Below are 24,806 nucleotides of genomic sequence, written 5' to 3' on the forward strand. Positions count from 1 at the left end.
CGGGGCTAGCCGACGAGGGTGCATGCGGCGACCGGTCCGGCCGAGACGCGGTCGCTGATCCCCGCCTCCATGCTCATGAAGGAGCCGCGGACCATGAACTCCAGGACGGCGGTCTGGCCCGGTCCCACCTTGGACGGGTCGAGGCGGAAGCCCGCGCCGCCGCTCTCCTCTTCGCCGGTCTGCGGGGCGGCCAGGCGTACCCCTTCCACCCAGGTGGTCGAGCGTGGCTGGGGTGAGCATCTCTTGCCCTCGGGGATGAAGTCGACGATCGCGTTGAAGCCGCGGGCCCGGAGTTCGGCCTGCAGGCCCTTCGGGTTCTCGGCCTGGTAGATCTTGACGGTGATCGTGCCGTCGGGGTTGTCGGTGACCGCGTAGGCCGGTCCGGTGTTCAGGAGGATCGCCGCGGTGGCGGCGGCCAGGGCCAGTGCCGCGACGGCGGGGACGAGCAGTCTCCTGCGGCGGCGGGGCGGGGTGGCGAGGTCGGTCATGACGCGCTCCTTGAGCAGGTGGAGGCGGCCGGGGTCCAGGCTGGCCCTGGGCGCGGGCGACAGCAGGCGGGTCAGTTCGTCGTGGTCGTTCACCTGTCGTCCTCCCGTCCGGCCGCGGCCGCGCCGGTCGCGCGGTCATCTGTTACCTGCCGCCGAGGCTTGATCAGTTCCCGGGCCAGGCGGGCGCGGGCACGTGACAGCCGGGACTTGACCGTGCCGACGGGAATGCCCAGAGCCTGGGCGGCCTGCTCGTAGTCCAGACCGGCCCAGACACACAGCGCAACCACGTCCTGCTCGGGGCGGCGGAGCCGGTCGAACGCCTGCCGTACCGCATGGATCTGGGCCGCGGCGGCGGCGCGGTCGGCGACCTGGTCCGCGAAGTCCGGCGCCGGCGCGTCGGGCGAGAGGCGGTCGGCCAGCGCGCGGCGGCGGCGCTCACCGCGCCGCGCGGCGCGGGCCAGGTTGGTCGCGATGCCCAGCAGCCAAGGTCGCAGCGTCCCGCCGTCCGGCTGGATCTTGCGACGGGAGCGCCACGCCTGCCCGAACGTCGCCGCGGTCACGTCCTCGGCCGTCGACCAGTCGCCGGTCAGCCGGTACGCGTGCGCGTAGACCTGCTGGGCGAATTCGTCGAACAGCACCGAGAAAGCGTCGTGATCACCCGCCCGGAGGCGGACGCGCAGCGAGGACTCCACACTGATAACTGTCCGCCAGATGGCTCCGGGTTCCGTAATGTTCGGGTTCATGAGCTTCGCCGGCACAGCGCGGCCGCGACCCCGCTGGTACCACGCGCAGACCGACCTGGACGACTTCGCCATCATCAGCTACCGGGTGGACGCCGACGCCCTGGCCCGCCACCTGCCCGACGGCTTCACCCCGATGACGCTGGACTTCGCCGGCGGCCCCGGCAGCCTGGTCTCGGCCGTGGCGTTCAGGGACCGCGACTTCCACTTCCGGTTCCTCCCGCAGGTCGGCATCGACTGCGGCCAGATCAACTACCGCGCCTACGTCACCGCGAACGGCCGGCCGGGCGTCTGGTTCTTCGGCACGAGCCTCGACCACCCCGTGGTCCTGATCCCGCAGCACCTGTGGGGCATGCCCTGGCGCCGCGACCGCATCCGCATCGGCGCCGACTGGACCGGCAGCCCGGCCCACTGGCGGCTCGACGCCGGCGACACGCGCTGCGAGGCAGAGGAACTCCCCGAACCACCCGCGCACCTGGACGGCTTCGCCGGCGAACCGGACTGGCTCGAACGGCTGACCCACCCCATGGACGGCTGGTACCGGCGCCGGGACGGCGGCGTCGGTGTCTACAGCATCTGGCATCCGGTCATGCGCCCCCGCTACCTGACGGCGCTCTCGGCAAGATTCCCGATGTTCGAGCGCCTCGGGCTGATCACCGCGGACACGGAGCCGCACTCGATCCTGGCGGAGCGGCACCTGCCGTTCGACATCCACACCCCGCCCCGCCGTCTCTGAAACCCACGTCGGTCAGCGACGCGGGCAGTTGTAAGGCCACGACATCGCGGTGATCGTGTGCGTCGCCTGGAACGTGCCGCGCTGACCGGGAAAGGCGCACCGCTCCACGAGCACCACCGACCCGCCCTGGCGCGGATCACCGTTGGTGTAGGAGGTCTCGACGCGCCTGACCCCGCTCGTGGCGTCCGCGGTACCGCAGGAGAGCGCGAGCGCGCCTGCGACGATGAGCGGGGCGGCTCTCAAGACGTTGCGCACACCGAAATCCTGCGGGGATCACCCCCCGCGGGGTACCTCGCACATCAGAGGGCGGTCAGCAGCGGGTGAGCCACTGGTGCGAGCGCGCCATGTAGGTCCCGGCGAGATTGCCCTGCGCGTGGACCGAGGTGCAGCCCTTGCGGCGCTGATGGTCGCGCTCCAGGTAAAAGGCCAGGGCATGGTAGGGGTCCAGCTCGTTCGCGTTGTTGAACACCGACTTGATCGGCTGGGTCAGCGCCCACTCGCAACGCCCCGGCCCGGCCGCCCAGTCCTTGCTGCTCTCCGTCCAGCTGCACATCTCACCCTTGCCGTCGTTCTCCGAGAAGAAACACGCGCTGTTCTCGGGACAGCGGTAGTACCCGGTCGTCCCCGGCGGCTCCCGCAGACCCGCGGCGCCGAAGCCCGCGAGCGCGCCGACGACCAGCGCGGCGGCGGTGATCACCAGGAGCCGCGGACGCCGGCGCCGCCGCGGGGTGGTCGCGGCGGCGGCGGACGCCACGCGGGGCAGCAGGGCCGCGCTCGTGTGCGCGGCGCGCTCCTCGTGGGTACGCGCCAGGCAGTCGCGCACGATCTGCCGCCAGGGCTCGGGGAGATCCGGGGACAGCCGGATCCGTTCGGCACCCCGGCCGTAGGCCTGCACGGCGTCCCGGCGAGCGGCCGGCGTACCGCCGGGAAACGGGTGCGCGCCGGTCAGGAGGAGATGGGCCATGATCCCGAACGCCCAGACGTCCGCGCTGGGCCGGATGACCTGGCCCCGCTCGCCGATCTCGGACCAGAGCAGCTCCGGCGCGGTGTAGTCAGGGGTGGCGAACGCGGGCGCGTAGGCGTGCGTACCCTCCATCTCGGCGGCCAGGTTGAAGTCGCCGAGCCGTACCGAACCGTCCGCCATGAGCAGCACGTTGCCCGGCTTGAGATCGCCGTGCACCCACCCGGCGGCGTGCAGGTCGGCCAGGCCCTCGCAGACCTGCGCCAGCACCACGGGCCCGCCCGGCACCGGCGCCGGCGCGACCAGCGAGACGAGGGAGACCAGCGCGTCCAGCGAGCTCTGCGCGCGTTCCAGGACGAGGACGGTGGCGCCGTCCAGCTCCGGCTGTCCGGCGTCGTCGACGACCAGGGTCTGGAACATCCGGATCAGGCGCGGGCGGTGCAGGGTGCGGTGGAGCTCCACCTCACGGCGGACCAGGTCCTCGTAGTGGCGCAGCCGGCGCGGGGTGGCCGTGCCGGTGGGCAGGAACTTCAGCGCCGCCACCGCGGGCAGGTCGTCCGACGCTCCCACGCGGTGGGCGAGATACACGCTGCTGAACGCCCCGGTGGCCAGCGGATGGCGTACCTCCCAGTCGCCGACCCGATAGCCGGAGGGGACCGACACGGCGAAGATCCCGCCCGGCTCCCCGATCACGGCGCGGCCCCGTCCAGCAGCGCCAGGTCGTCCTCACCGACCAGGTCGAACCGCAGGGCCAGCGAGACGAGGGTCGCCTTCTTGCTGTTGAGGCGGGATCCGCGGTTCGCGGTCTCCGGTGCCGGTTTCAGCCGTAATTTGACGGCCAGGTAGTCGATGTTCCACTGCACGGACGTCCGTGACGCGTCCGGCCACGTGGTCCGTAAGCGCCGCACCAGCTGCTCCACGGTCGGCGGCGGCGTGTGCAGCTCGCCCCGCAGCCGCGACTCGCACAGCGCCACCAGGACCAGGAAATACCGCGTGCCGCGGTCCAGCGGGAACGCCGGTGTGGTGAGCGCGCCCGCCAGCTCGCGATCATCCGCGGTGCGGTAGTCGTGCCGCGGCGCCCACACGTCGAACCCGAGCAGTTCCTCCCCGGCGGGCAGCACCACCCGGGAGAACTCGAACGGCACCGGCGCCTCGGCCCGCCCCGGAGCGATCTTGATGTGCTCGCCCGCACCCTCGGGATTCTCCACCACGTACGTCTGGCGACGGCTCAGATTGCTCAGCGTCCAGAACGTGCCGGTCGCCGTGACCTCACCGGCGACCCGGGACACCCCGCCGTGGGCGATCGTCAGGCAGGCGCCGGTCCCCGACGGAGCCCGCCCGAAGACCAGCGTCTCCCCCGGCGCCAGCCTGATCTGCTCATCCGGCCCCGCACCGCCCGCGGGCACGACGATGATGCTGAACATCCACGGCCCCTTCCCCACGGGGAACGGCTCCCTCACCCAGGTCTGGTCCGCTTCAGCGTAGCCGTGGAGATCGAACGCGACACCGTTACTCCGTGAGGCGAATATTGCGGAACGAGACGGTGTCGCCGGTTCCGTGGTTCTGCAGGCCGATATGCCCGTCCTTCAGCGAGCGCGCCGGGTCGGCGTTCGTGTAGTCGTTGATCTTGACGCCGTTGAGGAAGACCTGAAGCCTTTCGCCCTCGACCTTGATCTCGAAGGTGTTCCACTGGCCGGGCGGGTTCAGGGCCCGGTCCCGGGCGGGGATGTCGGCAGCCTTGAAGCCGTAGACCGAGCCCGTGGTCCGATCCGCCGCGTCGGTGGCGTCGATCTGGATCTCGTAGCCGTTGTTCACCGCCGACCACGGGTCGGTGCTGGCCGGGAAGCCGATGAAGACGCCCGAGTTGTCGTCGCCGGCCATCCTCCAGTCGAGCTTCAGGGAGTAGCCCCTGGTGTACTGCTTGGCCTTGTACCAGTACAGGCCCATGCCGCCGGTCGAGGTCAGGGTGGCGTCGGCGTTGGTGAACGATCCCGGTCCCGCCTGCTCCCAGCCGGTGACCGAGCCGTTGTACAGGGTCGTGTATCCGGTCTCCGGCCGGCAGTCCGCCTGGGCGGCGCCCATGGCGTACGCGATGCCGCCCTTCAGGTGCTGCAGGAAGGCCGGCTCGGAGTAGGACGCGATCGTGTGGCCCAGGCCGGTGTAGAACGAGCGCCCGCCCTGGTAGACCTTGCACCAGGAGATCGGGTGGTCGCCGCCCATGCTGCCGCCCGTGTAGGAGGTCTCGTCCAGGGTGGCCAGGACGTGGGCGGCGGGCCTCGGGTTGGTGCGGAAGTTGTACCACTCGTCGGTCCTGGTCACGGTGGCTCCCAGGTGGGCTGTGGCGGCGTTCGCCCGGTCCTCGACGTTGATCCTGGCCTGCTGGATCGCGGGGTGGGAGGCGAACCAGGCGCCGGTCAGCTCACCGTAGAACGGCCAGTCGTATTCGGTGTCGGCCGCCGCGTGCACGCCAGCGTAGCCGCCGCCGCTCCTGATGTAACCCTCGAAGGCGGCCTGCTGCTGGGCGTTGAGCACGTCGCCCGTGGTGTTGAGGAAGACCACCGCCTTGTAGCCGGCCAGGTTCGCGCCGGTGAAGGCGGCCGGGTCCTCGGTGGCGGTCACCGTGTGGCCCATGTTCCTGATCGCCTGGATGCCCGCGGGGATCGAATCGTGCCGGAAGCCCGCCGTGCGGCTGAAGACCAGCAGGTCACTCGCCGCGGACGCCGGCGGCGAGAACCTCTGGGCGGCACCGCCATCGCACGTCCTGATGACGAGTTGCGCGCGGTCGGTGGCGTCCAGGCATTTGCCCAGCGCCTTGATCGCGCCCGCGTCGACGGTCCACTTCTGGGCGGTGGTGGCGTTGCAGGTGTAGATCTGCACCCGGGTGCCGTCGGCGGGGTTGGCGCCGGCGACGTCCATGCACTTGCCGAGCGCCTTGACCGTGCCGGTGCCGGGGTCGATGGTCCATCGCTGGGCGGCGGACTGGTTGCACGCGTACATCTGCACCTTGGTGCGGTCCGCCGGGTTGGCGCCGGCGACGTCGACGCAGCCGCCGGGTCCGCCGATCGGGCCGGTCACGGGCTGGGCGACGGCCTCCCTGGACAGCGTGAAGGAGTCCACGTCGAACAGCGCGCCCGTTCCTCCGGTGAAGACCAGGAACAGGCCGGTGGTGGCCGTGGTGAGGCCGGTCAGCGCGGCGCGCACGTCCACGAACGTCTCCCAACTTCCGGTCTGCGGTACGGCTACCCTGCCCGCGACCGGTCCGGTCTGCGAGCCGGTGCGGATCTCGATGGTCCCGCCGGCGCCGCCGGAGGAGACGCGGAACGTGGCCGACCTGGCGGCGCTGAGCTCGTACGGCGTGAAGGAGATCCAGTCGCCCGCGTGGATGTCGCCGACCGTCTTGCCGCCCTCGGCCGGAGCCTTGCTGAACACCCCGGTGCCGGAGGCGTTGGTGTAGTGCTCGGCCTGCCGGTGCCTGGGCTGGAGGGTGACGGACTCGCTGGTGGTCAGGTTGCCGTCGTCGGTGTAGGAGGCGTTGAACACGGCGAAGATGTTGGCGGCGCTGTCGTGCTCGCCGTCGGTGGGGATGGTGAGCGTGCCCTCGCACCCGTTCGTGGAGGTGATGGGGTGGCCGTGGCTGTCGTGGCCCAGGATGTACGACACCAGGACCGTCGCGCAGTCGACGTCACCGTCCTCCGGGTCGGTGACGACGACCTTGAACGGCACCGTGTCACCCCACTCGAACAACTGGCCCTCGCGTGGCAGCTGGAAGGTGATCGCCGGCGCGGTGTTCCCGACGGTGATCGGTACGCTCGACGTGCCCGAGTTGCCCCCCGGGTCCTCGACGACCAGGGTCGCGGAGTAGCTCCCCTTCGCCGTGTAGGTGTGCGTGGGGTTGGGCTCGGCAGAGGTGGCGCCGTCGCCGAAGTCCCAGGCGTAGGTCAGCGGCTGGCCGTCGGGGTCGGCCGAGCCCGCGGAGGAGAAGGTCACGGTCAGCGGCGGCTGGCCCGAGGTCTTGTCGGCTGCCACCCGGGCGACGGGGCTGCGGTCGCGGCCCTTCACGTACTCGATGCGGTAGAGGGCCGAGTTGGCGTCCCCGCCGAAGTAGCCGGTGCCGTAGTCGAGCACGTAGAGCGCGCCGTCGGGCCCGAAGGCCAGGTCCATGACCTGGGTCCCGGTCCATGGGAACGCGGAGATGTGGTTGTCGGCGAGGCTGACGGCCTTGATCCACCGGCGACCGAACTCGCCGAGGAAGACCATGTTGTCCAACTCTTCCGGAAATTTCACAGCAGAGTTGAGCAAGGGGTCGTAATGGTAGACAGGTCCGCCCATAGGCGATTCGGACCCTGTGCCGAACTCCGGCGGGCTGCCCGCGTCCCCGCCGTACCTGATCCACGCGGGCAGCGCGGCGGGCAGCGTGCTCAGCCCGGTGTTGCGGAAGGAGTTGTTGGCCGGGCCGCCCGCGCAGTCGTACTTGGCGCCCGACGGCCCCGAGGGGAAGGTGTACTCGTTGTAGGTCTCGGCCGCGGTGTTCGTCCCCGTGCAGTACGGCCAGCCGTAGTTGCCGGCCCTGCCGACCTTGTCGAACTCCACCTGGCCGGCAGGCCCGCGAGCGGGATCGGTGCTGCCCGCGTCGGGTCCGTAGTCGCCGACGTAGATCACTCCGGTGGTCTTGTCCACGCTCATCCTGAACGGATTCCGGAAGCCCATGGCGTAGATCTCCGGCCGGGTTCTGGCCGTGCCGGGGGCGAACAGGTTCCCGTTCGGAACTACATAGGTCCCCGTAGCCGGATTTACCGTGATCCGGAGGATCTTGCCGCGTAAGTCGTTGGTGTTGCCCGCCGTACGCTGCGCGTCGTAGGCCGGGTTCCGGTTGGTCCGCTCGTCAAGCGGCGCGTACCCGGCCGAGTCGAAGGGATTGCTGTCATCCCCGGTCGACAGATAGAGATTGCCCTGAGCGTCGAAGTCGATGTCGCCGCCCACGTGGCAGCACATCCCCCGATCAGCCGGAACGTCCAGCACCTTCTTCTCGCCGGCCACGTCCAGCGTCCAGTCGGCCTTGACGGTGAACCTCGACAACCGGTTCACCCCCTGCCAGGCGCTCCAGTCCGTCCCCGTCGCGGGAGCGTCCCCGGCGGGCGTGGACAGCCGGGGCGCGTAATAGAGATAGATCGTGCGATTGGTGGCGAAGCCGGGGTCGGCCGCGACCCCTTGCAGCCCTTCCTCGTCGTGGTTGTAGACGCTGAGGGCGCCCATAACCTTGGTGTCTCCGAGCCGGTCCGTACGCCGGAGCGTCCCGTCACGGGCGGTGTGGATCACCGACAGGTCGGGCAGGACGGCCATGCTCATGGGCTCACCCATGTCCGGCACGCCCTTGGCGAGTTCGACGCGCTGGTAGTCGGCGGGATCGATGGCCTCGTGGGCGTACGCGGGGGCGACGGCCCAGGTCGAGGATAAGACGATGGCGCAGAGTAAGACCGAGCCTCGACGAATCATGCCGGTGTCCATTCGCTGGGGGATGGCGATGTTCCGCGGCGCTGCGCCGTAATGTAAATCCGTTTACAGCGAATGTCCATAACTTTCGCCACAAATCGACATAAGTCTGCCTTCACACCAGGAAAAGCCCCCAAGTCAAAGCCTGTCGGCTCTTTCCCCTCCCGTCCCCGTGGGACAAAATCAGTGTTCTCCGTCGAGTGTCGGCATCGACAAGGGGATGAGCACGTGACCCAGCCCGGTATGGCCGCCGCCCCGGGGCGGACTCCCGCGTGGCGCTACGCCGTCGGGATGTTCGGCACCTCGATCCCGATCAACATGATCAAGGGATCGATGATCTTCTTCTACGTCGACATCCTCGGCCTCGACGTCCGCGCGTACGGCGTGGTCATGGTCATCTACGCGGTCATCGACGCGCTCGACAACCCGCTGCTCGGCCACCTCTCCGACCGCACCAGAAGCCGGTTCGGCCGGCGTCGCCCGTGGCTTCTCGTCGGCGCGCCGATGCTCGCGGCCTGCATGATCGCCTTCTTCTCCGCGCCCAGCTCGCTGGACGGTTTCGACCTCGTCCTGTGGTTCGCGGTGTTCGCGATCCTGTGCGAGGCGTTCGACTCGATGCTCAACGCCAACTACGGCGCCCTGCTCCCCGAGCTGTATCCGCGCGAGCGCGACCGCGCCGTCGCCAACAGCCTGCGCCAGGGCTTCCAGCTCGTGGCCCTGGTGATCTCGCTCGCGGTCACCCCCTTGCTCACGACGCAGGTGTTCGGCACCGAGAAGTCCACCGAAGGCTTCCAGATCACCGCGATCATCTACGGCGCCATCGCCGTCGTCGTGATCGTGTTCATGGCGCTCAGCGCCCGCGAGAACCCCCGCTACTCCACGCGGGAGAGGCTGCTGCCCAGCCTGTGGTCGATCGTCCGCAACCCGATCTTCTGGAAGGTCGGGCTCACCGGCGCCTGCTACGGGGCGGCCATGGCGCTCGTCCTGGCCGGCATCCAGCTGTACGTGCGCTACTCCCTCGGCCTCCCCGTCGCCAACGCGCTCTATCTCCAGGGCATCGTCATCCTCATCTCCGCGCTCGGCCTCGTCGTGTGGACGCGCGTCGTCGCCCGCCGCGGCGCCCTGTGGGCCTGGCGCCTGTCCTTCGCGATCCTCGCCGCCAGCTTCGCCGCCCTGTTCTTCGCCACCGACCTCATCACGGCCGTCGCCGCCGGCGCGCTCGTCGGCGCCGGATGGTCGGGCATGCTCGCGACCAACGACCTCATCGTCGCGCGAGTGCTGGACGCCGACGCCGCACACAACGGCGAGCACCGCGAAGGCCTGTTCCTGTCCGCGTTCGGCTTCTTCGGCCGCCTGAACGGCATCGTGACGGGACTCGCGCTCACCTCGCTGGGCGTCTTCTTCGGCTACAACTCCGGCGCCGACCCCGGAGCTGACCCGGGATTCGCGTTCCGGGTGTACCTGTGCGTGTACCCGTTCGTCCTGACCACGATCGGCGCGATAGCCGCACGATTCATCGCAATCCCACTCGAACCATCCCCCGAGCCCGATCTACCCAGCGCACCCGGCTCGCCCGGCGCGCCCAGCTCATCCGGCACGTCCGGCTTGCCCGGCTCATCCGGCTCATCCGATTCGGAGGAAACCCGATGACCCGTCGCGTCGTCATCACGGCCGACGACCTGGGCCGGGAGGCCGGCACGACCGAGGTCATCATCGCCCTGCTCACCGAGGGCCAGGTCAGCGCGACAACCCTCATCCCCGTCACACCCCTCGCCGAACAGGCCGCCACCCAGGTCCGCGACCTAGGCATCGTGCCACGCCTGCACGTGACACTCACCAGCGAACAGGGCCTCAGGCGCTGGCGCCCCCTCACCGGCGCGACCACCCTCCCCGACCCGGACGGAACCCTCACCGACGACCCCTTCACTCTCGGCGCCCGGGGCGAGACCAAGGACGTCATCCGGGAAGCGGACGCGCAGTTGCGCTGGATGCGCGACCGCGACCTCCCGCCCGTAGCCGCCGACTCCCACTCCGGCACCTTGTACGGCCTGCACGGCCGATCATGGCTAGCCCCGGCCCTGGAATGGTGCGCACACCACAACCTGGCCTTCCGGCTCCCCCGTGACGCGGAGCCATACCTCGGCGGCCCCCTGCCACCGGCACTGGCAGCGGCACACGAGAGCGCCGTCACCCTCGCCGACACGCTCGGCGTCGCCATCCCGCAGACGATCGCCACCAACCGCCGGACGGCTGACGATCTCGGCTCCTACGAGCAGCTGCGGGACGACTACCTCCGCCGCCTCGCCGACCTTCCCGAGGGGACGAGCGAGTTGTTCCTGCACCCGTCCAGTGAGGACGCGGTAAACGGACCGGACGGGGTCGTGCGCACGTGGGAGACACGGCTGCTGCGTGACCCCGCCTGGCACAGGGCCCTTGAGAGCGAGGGGATCGAGGTCGTCGGGAGTTGGTGGTGAGCCGTTCGCTCACCGCGATATGAGCTGGGACCACAGCAACACCTTGAACGCCGTCAGACAGCATGTGCGTTGAACAGTGGCTGGAGGTCATCACCCACCTGCTCCAGGCGCTTTCCGGAGGGCCCGCCTTCCATACAGCAGGGCTGTTTCCGCGCTGCCGAACGAATTATCGAACTCGCCCCCCCACCGACAGGGACCGTGGCGCCTGAGTGAAACATGCGTACTGAGGCGATCGGTTCGCACTTTCCGATCCACCGCTGAGTGGTCGCTGACCTCCCCGAGCGAAGCGGCCGGGTGAGCTTATCCGCCGCATCTGGCCACAGCCTTCCTTTCGACTAAAGGTTGTGCTGTTTCGCAGCTCGGAGCCACCCGCGACGCTACGCTGAGTAGCGTCTCGGCCACAGGAGAGGCGCACTGGCGCTGTGGCTCTTGCCTGCCGTCCGATCAAGCCAACAGGTGCGAAGATGGTCGTCATGAGCATGAACCGGCGGGGTGAGGTCTTGAACGAACTGGCCAGCGCGATCCGGAGCATGCACATACCCAACGCGCCGCACATCCAGGATGCTTCCGTTGAGCCGTATCTTGACGCCGATGGTGAGGCTGCGTTGAAGGCCGTCATCATCGTGGACACGCCCGACGAGAACGGATGGCCGGCCGAGTTCACCCACGCCCTGCGCAGAGAAGTGAACAAGCTCGCCGCTCAACGCCAAATCGATGAGCACGTCTACGTCACGCTGTTCACTCCAGAAGAATTCCAGGCCCGGGAAGACGTGGACGAAGCACTGGAAGACAACAACACGGGTGTCATTGACCAGGCCCTATCGCGGGACCAACGGGACGGGCAGTGAGGCGAGACTTCAAAGCGGACGACTATCTCCACCTGGCAGACACCCTCGCAGGCCGTACCGCAGGGCGCGGCCGTCCTCGGACCGCCTACCTGAGGCGTGCCATCTCAACGGCCTACTACGCGCTCTTTCACGAGCTTGTGCAGCATGGCGCGAGGCGTGCAGCCAGGAACGGGCCGATCGAGCACCAGCAGGCCATCGGCCGATGGTACGCCCACGGCAACTTCAAGAAGGCAGCCCGATGGGTGGAGGACATCGCGGCCGGACGTACTCCACCGGGTCCTGTCCGGCTCCTTCTGATCGACCCCCTCATCCAGGGTGTGCCTACAGATCTGGAAGTGCTGGCCAGTGCGTTCAACGAGCTTCAGGAAGCCAGGCACGGTGCGGACTACGACCCCGCTTTCGACGTAACCCGACTAGGCACCCTCGGTCACGTCAACACGGCCCGCTCAGGCATCGAGGCCATCAAACGCATGGACAGGCTCGACCTTCATCAGTTCGACATGTTCTGCCTGCTCGCCCTCGGCGGCGACCGCATGATCAGGAATAGCTGAGCAAGCGATCACCGCCATAGTGGCAAGCGGACCCGAACCGCAGGGCCGACAAGGTCCGAGGGACGGAAGTCGCGCGACATCTGAACGCATGTTGGTGTCGGGGCAGCGACCTGGCCGGCCTCACTTACCAGCGTCCTTTTCCGCCTGATCCGTTCCTTCGGTCGGTTGCAATGGTGCAGTCGCGTCAGAACGAGCTATTGAATCGATGAGCTGTGCTACTGCCCGAGGTCGCTGATCTTCGTTGAGCTCCCGGATGAGCCGCTGCGCTACAAGGAATCGGAACGTCTCTTGCGGCTGGGCGAAATAGGACCGCAGATGCTGAGCGGTGGTTTCTTGGAGGCGCAGAAAAGTGCGGCCGATGTACGCAGCGAGGACAGCGCCTGCAGTGCCGACAATGCCCACCACAATGCTTGACGGCGTCGATAGCGTCTTCCAGGCTGCGATGCCAGCAGTACCGACGATGATCACAAAGCCACCAAGGATCGCCCATCGTGCATATCTGAAGCTCTGCTCTGCATGCTGGTCAGCCCTGTTGTGATACCCCCGGAGACGCTCATTGGTGATCTTCCAAAGCTCACTTAAGTAGGAGTCATCCTGCCCAATCAGTTCAGCTTCGCGGGAACCTAGTTGGACATCGCGACGGTTCTCTCTACTCCTGTCCTCAAAGCGCTGCCGTTGAGCTTGTCCGGCATAGATCAAAGCAATAATACCCACGAGAAAGATCACCGAAGGCGCCAAGAGAACGCCGATTATATCAATGAATGCCTGCGCGTTGCCCTCCAGATAAACAGCCCAAAGTGTAATCATCCAGGCCACTGCCGCCGCCCATAGCACACCGAGGATGATCGCCAGCGAGCCCAGCAATCTCGCCCGCCTTCGCTCGGGTGAACGCGACCACCCATCCTGGCCCTGATTGTCGTCGAGAGACACATCGTTAAGTGTGAACACGCAGACCGCAAGGTGGTGCCGAACGGCTATATCGTTACGAACCGCATATCGTTGACATCGAGGTGCGCGATCCCGACGCGCGGAACCTTCCGGTCTGGCGCGTGCCCGAGGAACTGGCCACGTTCGGGTACGGCATGCAACTCGTCCACGGCTATGCCGACCGGTACGGCGTGCGGGTTACCGATGCCGACAAGGCCGTGTGGTGCGAGATTGACCGCCGCAGCGACGTTCCCTCCTTCCGCTCCGATCTGACGATGGAAAGCGGCGGTTCTCATGGGTGAGCTTTCTGAGCGCTATGTGGCATCCCACCGCCGATCCCGGCACCCACCCTCGGCGCCGGGGAAAGCACCGCGCCAGCCGCGCGCCGAAGGCGCGCACGATCAAAACGCCCGAGCGAAGCGAGGACCATTGTCCAGGGCGGGATCCAACCGCCCAACCACCCAGCCGGGCAACGGGTGGGACCCCAGAAGAACGCGCGAAGCACCATGCCCTTGGCCAGGAAGAGCGCCCGACCGGAGGGAGGACCTCCAGGGGTCGAGCTTCAGCTCGACCGGAGAAACGCCTGGAAACCCAAACGCGCGAAGCGCGCCAATGTGAAAGACCATGCCTGTGGAGCTAAGGGGATTCGAACCCCTGACCCCCTCCATGCCATGGAGGTGCGCTACCAGCTGCGCTATAGCCCCATGCCGCATCACGGCACCGCATCAGTGTATCCGACTCCCAGACTCCCCGAGTTCGGGATTAGCCTGCGTCACCGTCTTGCTACCGTGCGTAACGTGACGACTGTGGAGGCTGTGCCTTTGACGGCGCGGTGTGCGCGTATCTTCGCCGGGCGGGAGCATGCGCTGCTCGGAATTAGCGCTATGAATGGATATTTCAGTCTTGGGGCAATTACCGGGCTGCTTCACTGGGCCCGGGGGTACTTCAAGCGGGTCGATGTGCTCGTGCCGGGGATCGAACTGGCCGGGACACTCGCGGCCCGGGGGGATCTGCCGCCGCACAAGGCCAACAAGAAGGCCCGTGCGGCGATCAACAACACGCGCAACCGCGTGCTCCACGCGCTTTCCGCCCTCGAAGCGCCCGACGTCGGCGTCTACTCCTGGACCGAACTCCACGACCGGCCCGCCTACACCGGGCTCCGGAGCCGCCTGGACGAGCTCTACCTGGGCGATTCCGTCTTCCGTGAGCTCTGTGACGCCGCGCTGGAGCCTGTGCTCGGGACCTCCCGGCCCACCGCCGATCAGGTCCGCGAGGCCATTCCGTTCCTTTTGTCGGAATTGCCGCTCATGCTGGATACTCCGGCGATTTTGGAGACGGGGTCGTCGTTGTTCTGCTATCCGCGAATGCTCCCGGTAGCGAAGTGGCTTTATGCCGGGATGATGCCGGTATATCCCAGCGTTGGTCAGGGAATGTTGACGACTCGGTTGACAGGTATTGATGCAGGTGAGAACCATTAGTCCTGAGTCATTTACCGGGGTGGGGCGGGGCGGCCATGGATCCTCACGCGCGTAACGCGGGGTATGCATTCGACAGTAGTGATATGGGCCACGACGGGTTCCTCGACGAGCACGACATGATGCTCGTCGGCGTCGCGGTCTGTGATCGGCTCAGTGTTCCCGAGCCGTCCGAGCAACGCGACGCCGTCGTCTCCGCCTACCGCCAGGCCTGGCAGCACGCCGTCGAACTCATCGGGACCGACGACCAGGGGCGCATCAGCCGCGCTTCCTATGTACGGCACGCGATGCGCCCCACCTCCGGCCGCATGACCTTCGTGGCCCGGATCGTCTGGCCCATCGGCGACGCCCTGTGGGACGCCCTGGACACCGACGGCGACGAGCAGCTGACCCGGGCCGAGTATCTACGCCTGTTCGCGGCCTACGACGTCGCCGGCCGTACCGCCAGAGAGGCCTTCGAGCGGCTGGACGGCAACCGCGACGGCCGGCTGTCGAAGGACGAGTTCGCGCAGGCCCTGTACAACTTCTACTACGGCCGCGACCCAGAGATCCCGATCTTCGGCCGCCCCGGATAAAACGCCCCCGGTTAAGGCCCCCAGCAAACGCTCAGGCCACCTCCGCGGCCTTGCCGATCAAGGATGACAGCTCGGTGACCATCGGGTCCTCCGCCGCCGCCGACAACCGCCCCGCGTGCTGCCCCAGCGTCCTGAGGTCCAGGCCGAAAGCCTCCCGGTCCCGCATGTACATCGCGAAGGCCGCCGCCACCACATCCACCTGAAGCCGCACCGGCGCCTTGCCCCAGAGGTCACCGCTCAGGTCACCGACGTCCACGCTCTTACTGGCCTCGGCCGGATTGCGCGTGTCGGGGTCCTGCCAGCGCACCGTAGCCGCGGCGAGCTGACCGCTGCCCCCAGGCTTGAGCTTGACCGAGTACAAGGCGGTCACCGAGTGCCCCGGTCCGATCTCGCCGCCGTCCTTGGTGTCATCGCGGAACTCCTCGGCCGCCAGCGCCCGGTTGTCGTACCCGATGAGCTGGTAGGACTCCACCGCGCGCGGGTTGAAGGCGACCTGGGCCTTGGCGTCGCGGGCGCGCAGTTCGATGGTGGTGGTGAGCTGGTTGCCGAAGATCTTGGCGGCGTCCTCCTCTGTGCTCATGTAGACGGCCGCGCCGTCGGCGTTGTCGGCGAGCTGCTCCATGAGCTCGTCGCCGTATTCCCGCCCGACGCCGACGGTCAGCAGCGTGATCTGCTTGCCCGCCTGCTCCTTGACCTTGTCCAGCAGCGACCGCCACTGGGTGTCGCCCTGGTTGGCCAGGCCGTCGGACAGCAGGATGACCCGGTTCGTGGCGGCGGAGCGGAAGGCCTTGGCGGCCTCGTCATAGCCGAGGCGCAGGCCGGACTCCAGGTTGGTGCCGCCGCCGATGGCCAGGGAGTCGACGGCCGTGTGCAGTTCGGCGCGGGAGACGAGCGGGGTCATGGACGCCAGCAACATGCCCTGGTCGCTGAAGGCCACGATGGACACCTGGTCGCCGGGCGCGAGCTGGTCGAGCAGCGTGTGCAGCGACTTGCGCACGAGGTCGAGGCGGCCGGGCTCGGCCATGGAGCCGGAGACGTCGACGACGAAGGTGAGGTTGGCGGGACGGCGGGCCGCCGCCTCCGAGGTGCGCGTCTGCAGCCCGACGCGGACGACCGCGTTGTCGCCCTCGCCCATGCGGGCGCCGTCGACGTGCACGGTGAAGCCGTTGTCGGCGGGCTGCGCGTAGTCCTGGCGGAAGGAGTTCACGAACTCCTCGGGACGGATCTGTCCCGCTTCGGGCCAGCGTCCTTCCGAGAGGGTACGGCGGGCGTACCCGTAGGAAGCGGTGTCCACATCCAGCGCGAACGTGGAGACCTGGGCCGTGGTCGTGTCCGAGTCGGTCCGGGTGGCCGCCGGCCGGGGCTGGTCGGGGGACGAGTTCTGCCTGGGCGCGACGTGTGCGGGCGCCTTGGCCTCGGATACGGAGGAGCCGCCGCCGGGCCCGCCGCACGCGGCCAGCAGCAGCACCCCCACCAACCCGACACCTACCGCTAAAGGACGAAATTTCATGGATAACCACCTCCACGCCCTATGACGGACCCGCATAACCGCCGGCCGGGCCGGTGACGCAAGCGAGCACAAACCGTGTTCACCATGTGATCGGTGTTTTCGAACCGTGACCGTTGTGCCAGGCCAGGGCCATCCGGTAGGCATGGATGCCGTGCGCGTCTATTTGGGACTGGCCGCGAAAGGCCAGGCGATAGATCCCCGTATCCTCGACCGGGCCAGGTCCGTTATCGAAACGGCCTTCCCCGTGCCCCCCGACGTCATCCACGGCCAGGAATGGCACGGCGCGGGCGTCTCCCTGTTCGCCTGGTCCAACGAACCCGACGACACCCGCCACCCACCCCTCCTCCACCCACACCCCGGCGACGAAAAGGTCACGGGAGTCAACGGCCACCTGGCCGACCCGGCCGACGTCACCCGCCTGCCCGACCCGTCCGTCGGCGGCTGCTACTCGGCGTGGACCGCGAGCGACCGGATGCTGACCGCCACCACCGCCGCCAACCGGATCTGCCCCGTCTTCTACGCCGAGACCGCAGACCTGCACATCGCGGCCAGCCGCGCCCTGCTCGCCCACCTGATCGCCCAGCGCGACGAACGCCTGTCGTTCGACGTGATGGCGCTGCAGACGATGGTCCGATCCGGCTACTTCCTGTCGGACGAGACCCCGTACCTGGGCGTGCTGGCGCTGCCGCCGAACTCCCGGCTCGACGTGCGCGGCGGCGGCCGTACCGTCACCAGGGAAGAGCTGCCGCGGGCGGCGCCCGCGCCCACGACGCGGCGGGAGAAGCGTGCGGCGCTCGACGAGCTGGCGGCGGCGCTGCTGGCGACGGTGGCGCCGCTGCGGTCGGCGGCCGAGCCGGTGAACCTGGCGCTGACCGGCGGGCGCGACACCCGCATCCTCGCGGCGCTGCTGCACGCGGCGAAGGTGCCGTTCCGGGTGACGACGAACGGTTTGGACACCCATCCGGACGTGATCCTCGCCCGGCGGATCGCGGCCGAGCTGAAGCTGGAACACACGGTCATCGCGCCGCCGCAGACGGAGGATCGCGACGCGATGCTGGTGGAGCACCCGCTGGCGCGCGCCTGGGAGACGCTGCGCACCTGTGAGGGCATGACCTCGGCCTACGAGTCGATCGTGGGCTATCTGCCGTACTCGGCCACGCCGACCATGTCCGGGCAGGGCGGCGAGACGCTGCGTGCCGGGAGCCTCAACCTGCTGCAGACGGATCTGAGCGACAGAGCGCTGCTCAGGCGGATCGGCGCCACGTTCCTCAAGGACGAGAAGCTGTTCACCGCGGCGGCCAACGAGCACGCGCGCGAACAGGCCAGGCCGTGGCAGGAGCGCCCGGACAAGCTGGAGGCGCTGCACCACGTCTACCTGTCGTACCGGGTGGGCCGCTGGCAGGCCAGCGCCCGCGCGGGCGCGCTGCGGCGCGGCGACTCGGTGCGGCCCTACCTGGACAACCGGGTGGTACGCGCCGCGCTGAGCCTTGACCAGCGCTGGAGCCTGTCGGAGGAGCCGATCTACTCCCTCATCCTGCGCTTCGCCCCGAAGCTGCGGAAGATCCCGATCGAGGGGAAGCCGTGGCGGTTCGTCGACGGGCGGACCGGGCGATGGCCGTGGTCGCACGTGCCGCCGCCGCACCTGCCTGCGGCCAGGACGGGCGGCGGGTGGAGCTGGCGTACCAGCCCGGGTCCCGCGCTCACCGATCTGCTGCGCGAGCAGGTGCTGGGCAGTCTCGACGCGCTGGAGACGATCGTGAATCCGGACGAGGTACGCGCGCTGTTCGCCGGCCCGGTGGTGGGGAAACCGGCCACCGCCTGGAACCTCTACACGGTGAGCACGCTGCTGACTGGCCTCTACCCGGGCAAACGCCCCGAGGCGCTCGAACGCGTCACGGTGTACCGGCCGTAGGTACTATCCGGCCATGATGCCGTTCAGGCCGCACACCGTCGCCGTGCTCGCCTACGACGGGATGGCGCCCTTCGAGCTCGGCTGCGTGGTCGAGATCTTCGGCCTGCCCCGCCCCGAGCTCGACGTCCCCTGGTACGACCTGAAGGTCTGCGCCGAGACCGACGGCCCGCTACGTGTGGTCGGCGGGTTCACGATGCGCGCCGAGCACGGCCTCGACGTGCTCACCTCGGCCGACACGGTCATCATCCCCGGCACCGACATCACCGGGCCGGTCTCCCCGGCGCTCGTCGGGGCGGTCCGCGAGGCGCACGCCCGCGGCGCCCGCGTGGTCTCCATCTGCTCCGGCGCCTTCACCCTGGCCGCCGCCGGACTGCTCGACGGCCGGGACGCGGCCACCCACTGGAAGTACGCCGATCTGCTCCAGCGGCGTCACCCGGAGATCCGGGTCAACCCCGAGGTGCTCTACGTCGACGACGGCGACGTGCTGACCAGCGCCGGCAGCGCCGCCGGGCTGGACCTGCTCATCCATCTCGTCCGCAGGGACCACGGCGCGAGCACCGCCAACGCCGTGGCCCGGCGCCTCGTGGTGCCGCCGCACCGGGAGGGCGGGCAGGCGCAGTTCATCGAGGCCGCGGTGACGCCCGCCGGCGAGGACGACGGCGTGGCCAGGGCGATGGCGTGGGCGCTCGACCATCTCGCCGAGCAGATCACGGTGCGCGAGCTGGCGATGCGGGCGCACATGTCGCAGCGCTCGTTCATCCGCCATTTCAAGCGGCAGACCGGCACCAGCCCGCTGCGCTGGGTGATCTCCCAGCGGGTGGCGGCCAGCCTGACCATGCTGGAGTCCACGACCGCGCCGGTGGAGGCGATCGGCGCGGCGGTCGGGTTCGAGAGCCCGGTCACCTTCCGCCACCATTTCACCCGCGCGATGCGTACCTCGCCGTCGGCCTACCGGCGCGCGTTCAGCGTGTGAGGGTCAGCCGCCACAGCGAGGTGACCTCGGCGGCGCGCGCCCGGTGCAGCGGGTCGTCGCTCTTGGCCGCCCGCCCGTGTCTCGGCGAGGTCTGGAGCTGACCGGCGACTTCCAGCCCGGTCTCCTCGAACCAGTCGAGCAACTCCTGCCGGGAGCGCAGCTCAAGATGTTCGGCCAGGTCGGACAGGATCAGCCACGCCTCACCGCCGGGTGACAGGTGATCGCGCAGCCCGTTCAGGAAGCCGCGCAGCATGCGGCTGTCCGGGTCGTAGACGGCGTGGTCGAGCGGGGACATGGGCGTGGCCGGGATCCACGGCGGGTTGCACACCACCAGCGGCGCCCGTCCCGCCGGGAACAGGTCGGCCTGTTCGACCAGGACCCGGCCGGACAGGCCCAGCCGTTCCATGTTGTCGCGGGCGCACTCCAGGGCGGCGGGATCGAGGTCGGTGGCGATCACGCGGCGTACGCCCCGCCTGGCCAGCACCGCGGCCAGCACGCCGGTGCCGGTGCCGACGTCGAAGGCCACCTCGGCGTCGGGCAGCCGCGCCTGGGCGACCAGGTCGACGTATTCGCCCCTGACCGGGGAGAACACCCCGTAGTGCGGGTGGATGCGCTCGCCCAGTGCCGGGACCTCGACGCCCTTGGCCCGCCATTCGTGCGCCCCGATCACGCCCAGCAGCTCGCGCAGCGGCCCGACCGCCGCACCATCGGCCGGGCCGTAGACCTCGGCGCAGGCCTCGCGCACGTCGGGCGCGCGCCGCAGCGCGATCTCATGCTCTCCCGTGTACGGCACCAGCAGCATCCCCAGAATCCTGGCCCGCTGCGACTGGGCCTGGCGCTGCCGGTGGAACCCGCTGCCCGGCCTGGGCCGGGGACAGCGCCGGTCCATCGCCCTGAGCAGTTGCCGGGCGTTGTGGTAGTCGCCCGTCCACAGCAGCGCGGTGCCCTCGGCGGCCAGGCGGTGCGCGGTGTCGGCCTTGGTGGTGTCGTCGGCGAGCTCGACGTGTGCGGGCTCGGGTGCTCCCGCCGCCGAACGCCAGGCTGCCCGCCGCTCGTGTCCCGCCTCGTTCCAGGAGATCATCGTCTTCCGACGGTGTCACGCCACCTTGCGACGGGCAACCGGTTTAAAGCCTGCGATCAGCCAAAAGGGACCTCAGACCAGCACGCCGGGGTTGAGGACGCCCGCCGGATCCAGCGCGTCCTTGGCCGCGCGCAGCGCCAGCGCGAACGGCTCGGGCCGCTGCTCGTCGTAGAAGGGGCGGTGGTCGCGGCCGACCGCGTGGTGGTGGGTGATGGTGGCGCCGTGGTCGAGCAGGATGCGCGAGACCCGGGCCTTGAGCGCGTCCCACTGCGCGACCTCCGCGCCGCGCTCGGCGGGCAGGGAGACCGTGTAGTAGGGCGCCGGCCCGTCCGGATAGACGAACGCGAAGCGGCAGGTCGCGTCCACCGCGCCCATGACCGCCTCGTGCAGGGCCGGGAACCGGTCCCAGGTGACCGCGGTCTCGAACGTCTCCACCACCCTACCCATGCCGGGAAAGGCGTTGCGGAAGTAGGGCATCCGGGTGAAGGTGCCCTTCCACTCCTTGTCCTGGCGTATCCCGCCGGTCTCGCCACCGGCGATCTCCAGCGCCCTGGCCATGGCCGCGTCCACGGGGTGGTCGGCCGACTCGAAGCCGAGGATGAGCACCGCGTGCTCGCCGTCGCCGCCCGCCGCGAGCTGAGCCTCGGCGGCGTCGAGCAGGCGGCAGTTCGACGGGTGCAGCCCCGACTGCGACAGCTCGCGCACCGCCTCGACCGCCCGCTCCCACGAGGTGAAACGGACGGACGCCGACAGTTTGTGCGCGGGCCAGCGCTGCAGCCGCACCCACGCCCGGGTGATCACGCCGAGCGCGCCCTCGGATCCCAGCAGCATCCGGTCGGGCGAGGGGCCCGCGCCCGAGCCGGGCAGCCTGCGCGACTCCCACACCCCGGCCGGGGTGATCGCGCGCACCGACTCGACCAGGTCGTCGATGTGGGTGTGCAGGCTCGCGCAGTGGCCGCCGGCCCGCGTCGCGATCCAGCCGCCCAGCGTCGAGAACTCATACGACTGCGGGAAGAAGCGCAGTTGCAGGCCGTCGGGCAGCTGGGCGTTGAGCGTCGGCCCGCTCGCCCCGGCCTGCACGAGCGCCGCGCGCGAGATCTGGTCCACCTCCACGACCCGGTCCATCCGGGTCAGGTCAAGACAGATCGCCGGCCCGTCGAAGCGCGCCTCGACGCCGCCGACCACGCTCGTGCCGCCGCCGCGCGGCACCACCGCCACCTGCCGCGCGGTGGCCCACTCCAGCACCTGCTCGACCTCGGTCTCGGTGCGGGGCAGCGCCACCAGGTCGGGCGCGCGGGCGAAGTCGCCCCGGTAGGCGCGGATGAGGCCGCGGTAGGCCTGGCCGTAGGTGCGGCCCGCGCGGGCGCGCGCCTCGGCGGTGGCGAACTCCTTCCACGCCTCCGGTACGGCCAGCCGTGGCGGCGGCAGCCGTACCCGGTCGAAGGGGACGGGTTCCTCGAAGTCATCGCTTCCGCTGATCATGCGGGCGATGCCCCGCAGCTCGTCCAGATCCGGCTCTGCGCCCCACGCCCAATGGCTCATGGGTCCTTGCTACATCATCGGCGGCCCGGACATCATCGGAGCCATGGCTCGAACGGTACTGGCGTGATCAAGGCCGTGCTGGCTCTGCTGGCCGTGGTCGTGCTGCTGCTGGGGTTGCTCTGGGTGTTCCAGCGGCGGCTCATCTACCTGCCCGACGCCGCTCCCGTGCCACCGGCCGCCACAGTCCTGCCCGGTGCCCGCGACGTCACCTTCACCACCGCCGACGGGCTGAAGCTCGGCGCCTGGTACCTGCCCGGCGACCGGGGCGTCACCGTCATGGTGATGGGCGGCAACGCGGGAAACCGCCTGCATCGCGCGCCGCTGGCCGCCGCGCTGGCGCGGGAGGGCTTCGCCGTACTCCTGATGGACTATCGGGGCTACGGCGGCAACGCCGGCTCGCCCACGGAGGACGGGCTGGCGCTCGACGCGAAGGCGGCCCGCGCGACGTTGTCAGGGAAGGTCCTCTACTACGGCGAGAGTCTGGGCGCCGCAGTCGCCACGCGCCTGGCCACCGAGGTCCCGCCGGACGGCCTGCTGCTGCGCTCCCCCTTCACCAGCCTGGCCGACGCCGGTCAGCACGCCTACCCCTTCCTGCCGGTACGCCTGCTCCTGCGCGACCGCTTCCCGCTGAAGGAGCAGCTCGCCACGGTGCGGACCGCCGTCACCATCGTGTACGGCTCCCGCGACACGATCATCCCGCCCGGCCTGAGCCGGGCCGCCGCCCCGCCGGGAGCGACCCTGGTCGAGGTCCGGGACGCCGACCACAACGACCGCACCCTGCTCGACGGCCCGGAGCTCATCGCCGCCGTGGTGGCGCTGGCTCAGAGGGTGTAGTCGAGGACGTAGGAGTGCGCGCCGTCGGGTGCGATGAGGATGTCCATCTCGCCCCTGATTCCGGCCAGGCCGCCGACGCCGGAGTCGGGCACGATCGTGACGCGCAGCGACTGGCCGGCCGGCTCGCTGACGGCCGAGTGCGCGACGGTGAAGGCGCCGGTGCGGCCGTCCAGGGTGGCGTCGACGCGCTCCAGCGCCACGTACGCCTTCGACTCCTCCACCGGGGTGCTCACCATCAGCATCGTGACCAGGCTGGTGCCGGTCAGGTCGCCGTGGAAGGTCTTGGTCAGGGTGACGACGCCGAGCGAGACTCCGTCGCGGTCGTCGTAGGGCGGCTGAGGGGTCCAGTCCGCGAGGTCGAAGGTGCCTTTCGCTGTCATGGAGCCCAGCGTGGCAGGGATGCCTGTCACCTTCTGTCAGGTACCGGCGAGCCGTTCCACGACCGGGGCGAACTTCTCCATGAACTGGGCGCTGACCGAGACGTAGGAGATGCCGAGGCGGTCGCGGCGGCTGCGCAGCGTGTCGGCGATCTGGTCGGTGGAGCCGGTCATGATGCCGTAGCCGCCCCTGGCCACGATCTCGCGCGGGTCCGCGCCGAGCTGCTGGGACAGCCAGCCGGGCAGTTCGTCGCCGACGGCGGCCAGGTTGGTGTTGATCTCCAGCCGGTTGAAGCGGTCGCCGGCCAGTTCGTAGAGCTCGTCGAGCTTGGCGGCGAGATCGTCCTCGGTGGCGGTCGCGGGCAGCCCGAGCGCCACCGTGTCGGCCCGCTCGGCGGCCAGGCGCAGCAGCCGGGTGCTCGCCGCCGCGATCAGCACCGGGACGTCCTTCACCGCGTCGAGGGTCTCCTCGACCCGTTCCACCCGCTCGGACGGCGTGCCGAACCGCACGCCGAGCGCCGCCGCCTCCTGCTCGGCGCCGGGCCGCCCGGCGCCGATGCCGAGCTCGAAACGCCCGCCGCTCAGCGCCTGCAGCGTGCTCACCTCACGCGCCACCACCGCCGGAGTCCGGTACGGCGCCGCCGCCACGTACGTGCCGACCCGAAGCCTGCTGGTCACGGCGGCGGCAGCGGCGGCGGCCGTGAACGGGGAGAGGGTGTTGAGCGTGTCCGGGATCAGCAACGTGGAGTATCCGAGCTCCTCGGCGCGCCGGGCCAGCCCGGTCCACGCCTCGCCCGTCGCGGCGAAGCCCCCGACGGTTCCGAATCTGAACGCGTGAGAAGTCATGCCTCCCACCTTCTCTCCGGACGGCCGCCGGGACATCGTCCACAGGACCGGTGATCTCCTACCGCACCGGACGCAGCGGGCGGCCGGTGCCGTACTCCCGTGGCTGTACAGGGGTCGGCGCGTCTGTTACCTTCCGCCCGTGCTGTACCTCTACCAAGCCATGGGGCTGGCCACGCTGGTGCTGTGGATCTACTGCCTCTTCGACGCGATCACCACGCCCGACGAGGCCGCGCGCAACCTTCCCAAGATCCTCTGGGTGATCATCGTCCTGCTGTTCCCGCTGATCGGCTCGCTTTTCTGGCTGGTGGCGGGCCGTCCGCAAGGTCAGGCGCCGCCGCGCGTGGTGGGCCACGCGAAGGCGACCAGCCCGGACGACGACGAGGAGTTCCTGCGCCGCCTGCGCGAGCGCGCCGAGGAGCAGCGCAGGAACGCCCCGAAGGACAAGCCGGACGACAAGGAGTAGCCG

Annotated in this window: 24 protein-coding genes and 1 tRNA gene; 12 read left to right on the forward strand and 13 right to left on the reverse strand. The window is 69.6% G+C overall.

Annotated features, from left to right (window positions below; genetic code table 11):
- Nucleotides 1-5: 5 nt before the first annotated feature.
- Nucleotides 6-581 (reverse strand): hypothetical protein, encoded by a 576-nt coding sequence (locus tag ACFWY5_RS25335; RefSeq protein WP_379634771.1) that lies wholly within the window; start codon nucleotides 579-581, stop codon nucleotides 6-8.
- Entirely contained in the window at nucleotides 578-1,126 is a 549-nt protein-coding gene (locus tag ACFWY5_RS25340) for an RNA polymerase sigma factor (RefSeq protein ID WP_379619376.1), read from the reverse strand. Before ACFWY5_RS25340 ends, ACFWY5_RS25335 begins: the two co-directional genes overlap by 4 nt.
- A 103-nt stretch (nucleotides 1,127-1,229) precedes the next feature.
- On the opposite strand from ACFWY5_RS25340, the gene ACFWY5_RS25345 reads away from it, so the two are divergent.
- Entirely contained in the window at nucleotides 1,230-1,964 is a 735-nt protein-coding gene (locus ACFWY5_RS25345) for a DUF2071 domain-containing protein (RefSeq protein WP_379619373.1), read from the forward strand.
- Between the two features lie 12 nt (nucleotides 1,965-1,976).
- Here the strand turns inward: ACFWY5_RS25345 and ACFWY5_RS25350 are convergent, their stop codons facing one another.
- The 4 genes from ACFWY5_RS25350 to ACFWY5_RS25365 form a co-directional block, all read right to left on the reverse strand.
- Nucleotides 1,977-2,219: a hypothetical protein gene (locus ACFWY5_RS25350; RefSeq protein ID WP_379634773.1), complete on the reverse strand. Its 243-nt coding sequence runs from the start codon at nucleotides 2,217-2,219 to the stop codon at nucleotides 1,977-1,979.
- Nucleotides 2,220-2,274: 55 nt separating this feature from the next.
- Entirely contained in the window at nucleotides 2,275-3,618 is a 1,344-nt protein-coding gene (locus ACFWY5_RS25355; protein ID WP_379634775.1) for a serine/threonine-protein kinase, read from the reverse strand.
- Nucleotides 3,615-4,349, reverse strand: a complete 735-nt coding sequence (locus tag ACFWY5_RS25360) for a hypothetical protein (protein ID WP_379619367.1) — start codon at nucleotides 4,347-4,349, stop codon at nucleotides 3,615-3,617. The genes ACFWY5_RS25355 and ACFWY5_RS25360 overlap by 4 nt, the downstream gene beginning before the upstream one ends.
- A gap of 85 nt (nucleotides 4,350-4,434) precedes the next feature.
- Nucleotides 4,435-8,418, reverse strand: a complete 3,984-nt coding sequence (locus ACFWY5_RS25365) for a ThuA domain-containing protein (protein ID WP_379634777.1) — start codon at nucleotides 8,416-8,418, stop codon at nucleotides 4,435-4,437.
- A gap of 225 nt (nucleotides 8,419-8,643) precedes the next feature.
- Here ACFWY5_RS25365 and ACFWY5_RS25370 point away from each other — a divergent pair, with 225 nt between their 5' ends.
- The 4 genes from ACFWY5_RS25370 (at nucleotide 8,644) to ACFWY5_RS25385 (ending at nucleotide 12,288) form a co-directional block, all read left to right on the forward strand.
- On the forward strand, nucleotides 8,644-10,065 hold the full coding sequence (locus tag ACFWY5_RS25370) for an MFS transporter (protein WP_379634779.1): 1,422 nt from the start codon (nucleotides 8,644-8,646) through the stop codon (nucleotides 10,063-10,065).
- Nucleotides 10,062-10,889, forward strand: a complete 828-nt coding sequence (locus ACFWY5_RS25375) for a carbohydrate deacetylase (RefSeq protein WP_379634781.1) — start codon at nucleotides 10,062-10,064, stop codon at nucleotides 10,887-10,889. Before ACFWY5_RS25370 ends, ACFWY5_RS25375 begins: the two co-directional genes overlap by 4 nt.
- Before the next feature lie 473 nt (nucleotides 10,890-11,362).
- Nucleotides 11,363-11,737, forward strand: coding sequence for a hypothetical protein (locus ACFWY5_RS25380; protein WP_379634783.1), 375 nt, complete (start codon nucleotides 11,363-11,365; stop codon nucleotides 11,735-11,737).
- Nucleotides 11,734-12,288 carry a hypothetical protein gene (locus tag ACFWY5_RS25385; RefSeq protein ID WP_379634784.1) on the forward strand — a complete coding sequence of 185 codons (555 nt, stop codon included), beginning with the start codon at nucleotides 11,734-11,736 and terminating at the stop codon, nucleotides 12,286-12,288. The genes ACFWY5_RS25380 and ACFWY5_RS25385 overlap by 4 nt, the downstream gene beginning before the upstream one ends.
- 120 nt (nucleotides 12,289-12,408) lie before the next feature.
- Here ACFWY5_RS25385 and ACFWY5_RS25390 read toward each other — a convergent pair whose 3' ends face one another.
- A complete protein-coding gene (locus tag ACFWY5_RS25390) occupies nucleotides 12,409-13,218 on the reverse strand; it encodes a hypothetical protein (RefSeq protein WP_379634786.1) in 810 nt (269 codons plus the stop codon).
- A gap of 80 nt (nucleotides 13,219-13,298) precedes the next feature.
- On the opposite strand from ACFWY5_RS25390, the gene ACFWY5_RS25395 reads away from it, so the two are divergent.
- Nucleotides 13,299-13,517, forward strand: a complete 219-nt coding sequence (locus tag ACFWY5_RS25395; RefSeq protein WP_379634787.1) for a hypothetical protein — start codon at nucleotides 13,299-13,301, stop codon at nucleotides 13,515-13,517.
- A gap of 329 nt (nucleotides 13,518-13,846) precedes the next feature.
- Here the strand turns inward: ACFWY5_RS25395 and ACFWY5_RS25400 are convergent.
- Nucleotides 13,847-13,919 (reverse strand) — tRNA-Ala (locus tag ACFWY5_RS25400).
- A 93-nt stretch (nucleotides 13,920-14,012) separates the two neighbouring features.
- Here ACFWY5_RS25400 and ACFWY5_RS25405 point away from each other — a divergent pair.
- Together ACFWY5_RS25405 and ACFWY5_RS25410 are read left to right on the forward strand one after the other, a co-directional pair.
- Nucleotides 14,013-14,693, forward strand: a complete 681-nt coding sequence (locus ACFWY5_RS25405) for a tRNA-dependent cyclodipeptide synthase (protein ID WP_379634789.1) — start codon at nucleotides 14,013-14,015, stop codon at nucleotides 14,691-14,693.
- Between the two features lie 83 nt (nucleotides 14,694-14,776).
- On the forward strand, nucleotides 14,777-15,265 hold the full coding sequence (locus ACFWY5_RS25410) for an EF-hand domain-containing protein (RefSeq protein WP_379619347.1): 489 nt from the start codon (nucleotides 14,777-14,779) through the stop codon (nucleotides 15,263-15,265).
- A 31-nt stretch (nucleotides 15,266-15,296) separates the two neighbouring features.
- Here ACFWY5_RS25410 and ACFWY5_RS25415 read toward each other — a convergent pair whose 3' ends face one another.
- Nucleotides 15,297-16,775: a von Willebrand factor type A domain-containing protein gene (locus ACFWY5_RS25415; RefSeq protein WP_379634791.1), complete on the reverse strand. Its 1,479-nt coding sequence runs from the start codon at nucleotides 16,773-16,775 to the stop codon at nucleotides 15,297-15,299.
- A 142-nt stretch (nucleotides 16,776-16,917) separates the two neighbouring features.
- Here ACFWY5_RS25415 and ACFWY5_RS25420 point away from each other — a divergent pair, with 142 nt between their 5' ends.
- On the forward strand, nucleotides 16,918-18,687 hold the full coding sequence (locus tag ACFWY5_RS25420) for an asparagine synthase-related protein (RefSeq protein WP_379634793.1): 1,770 nt from the start codon (nucleotides 16,918-16,920) through the stop codon (nucleotides 18,685-18,687).
- Nucleotides 18,688-18,700: 13 nt separating this feature from the next.
- On the forward strand, nucleotides 18,701-19,660 hold the full coding sequence (locus ACFWY5_RS25425) for a helix-turn-helix domain-containing protein (RefSeq protein WP_379634795.1): 960 nt from the start codon (nucleotides 18,701-18,703) through the stop codon (nucleotides 19,658-19,660).
- On the opposite strand, the gene ACFWY5_RS25430 is transcribed toward ACFWY5_RS25425, so the two are convergent.
- Nucleotides 19,650-20,741: a 50S ribosomal protein L11 methyltransferase gene (locus tag ACFWY5_RS25430; protein ID WP_379634797.1), complete on the reverse strand. Its 1,092-nt coding sequence runs from the start codon at nucleotides 20,739-20,741 to the stop codon at nucleotides 19,650-19,652. The two genes, ACFWY5_RS25425 and ACFWY5_RS25430, sit on opposite strands and share 11 nt — an antisense overlap.
- A 72-nt stretch (nucleotides 20,742-20,813) precedes the next feature.
- Complete coding sequence (locus ACFWY5_RS25435; RefSeq protein ID WP_379634799.1) at nucleotides 20,814-22,283, reverse strand: FAD-binding oxidoreductase; 1,470 nt, start codon at nucleotides 22,281-22,283, stop codon at nucleotides 20,814-20,816.
- Between the two features lie 63 nt (nucleotides 22,284-22,346).
- Between ACFWY5_RS25435 and ACFWY5_RS25440 the strand changes: the two genes are divergently transcribed.
- Nucleotides 22,347-23,117 carry an alpha/beta hydrolase gene (locus ACFWY5_RS25440; protein WP_379634800.1) on the forward strand — a complete coding sequence of 257 codons (771 nt, stop codon included), beginning with the start codon at nucleotides 22,347-22,349 and terminating at the stop codon, nucleotides 23,115-23,117.
- Here ACFWY5_RS25440 and ACFWY5_RS25445 read toward each other — a convergent pair.
- Nucleotides 23,105-23,497 carry a DUF3224 domain-containing protein gene (locus ACFWY5_RS25445; protein WP_379619333.1) on the reverse strand — a complete coding sequence of 131 codons (393 nt, stop codon included), beginning with the start codon at nucleotides 23,495-23,497 and terminating at the stop codon, nucleotides 23,105-23,107. The two genes, ACFWY5_RS25440 and ACFWY5_RS25445, sit on opposite strands and share 13 nt — an antisense overlap.
- Before the next feature lie 36 nt (nucleotides 23,498-23,533).
- Nucleotides 23,534-24,340 (reverse strand): LLM class flavin-dependent oxidoreductase, encoded by an 807-nt coding sequence (locus tag ACFWY5_RS25450; protein ID WP_379619331.1) that lies wholly within the window; start codon nucleotides 24,338-24,340, stop codon nucleotides 23,534-23,536.
- Nucleotides 24,341-24,479: 139 nt separating this feature from the next.
- On the opposite strand from ACFWY5_RS25450, the gene ACFWY5_RS25455 reads away from it, so the two are divergent.
- Entirely contained in the window at nucleotides 24,480-24,803 is a 324-nt protein-coding gene (locus tag ACFWY5_RS25455) for a PLD nuclease N-terminal domain-containing protein (RefSeq protein ID WP_379634802.1), read from the forward strand.
- Nucleotides 24,804-24,806: the final 3 nt, after the last annotated feature.

It is taken from the genome of Nonomuraea sp. NPDC059007 (assembly GCF_042740555.1).
GTDB lineage: Bacteria > Actinomycetota > Actinomycetes > Streptosporangiales > Streptosporangiaceae > Nonomuraea.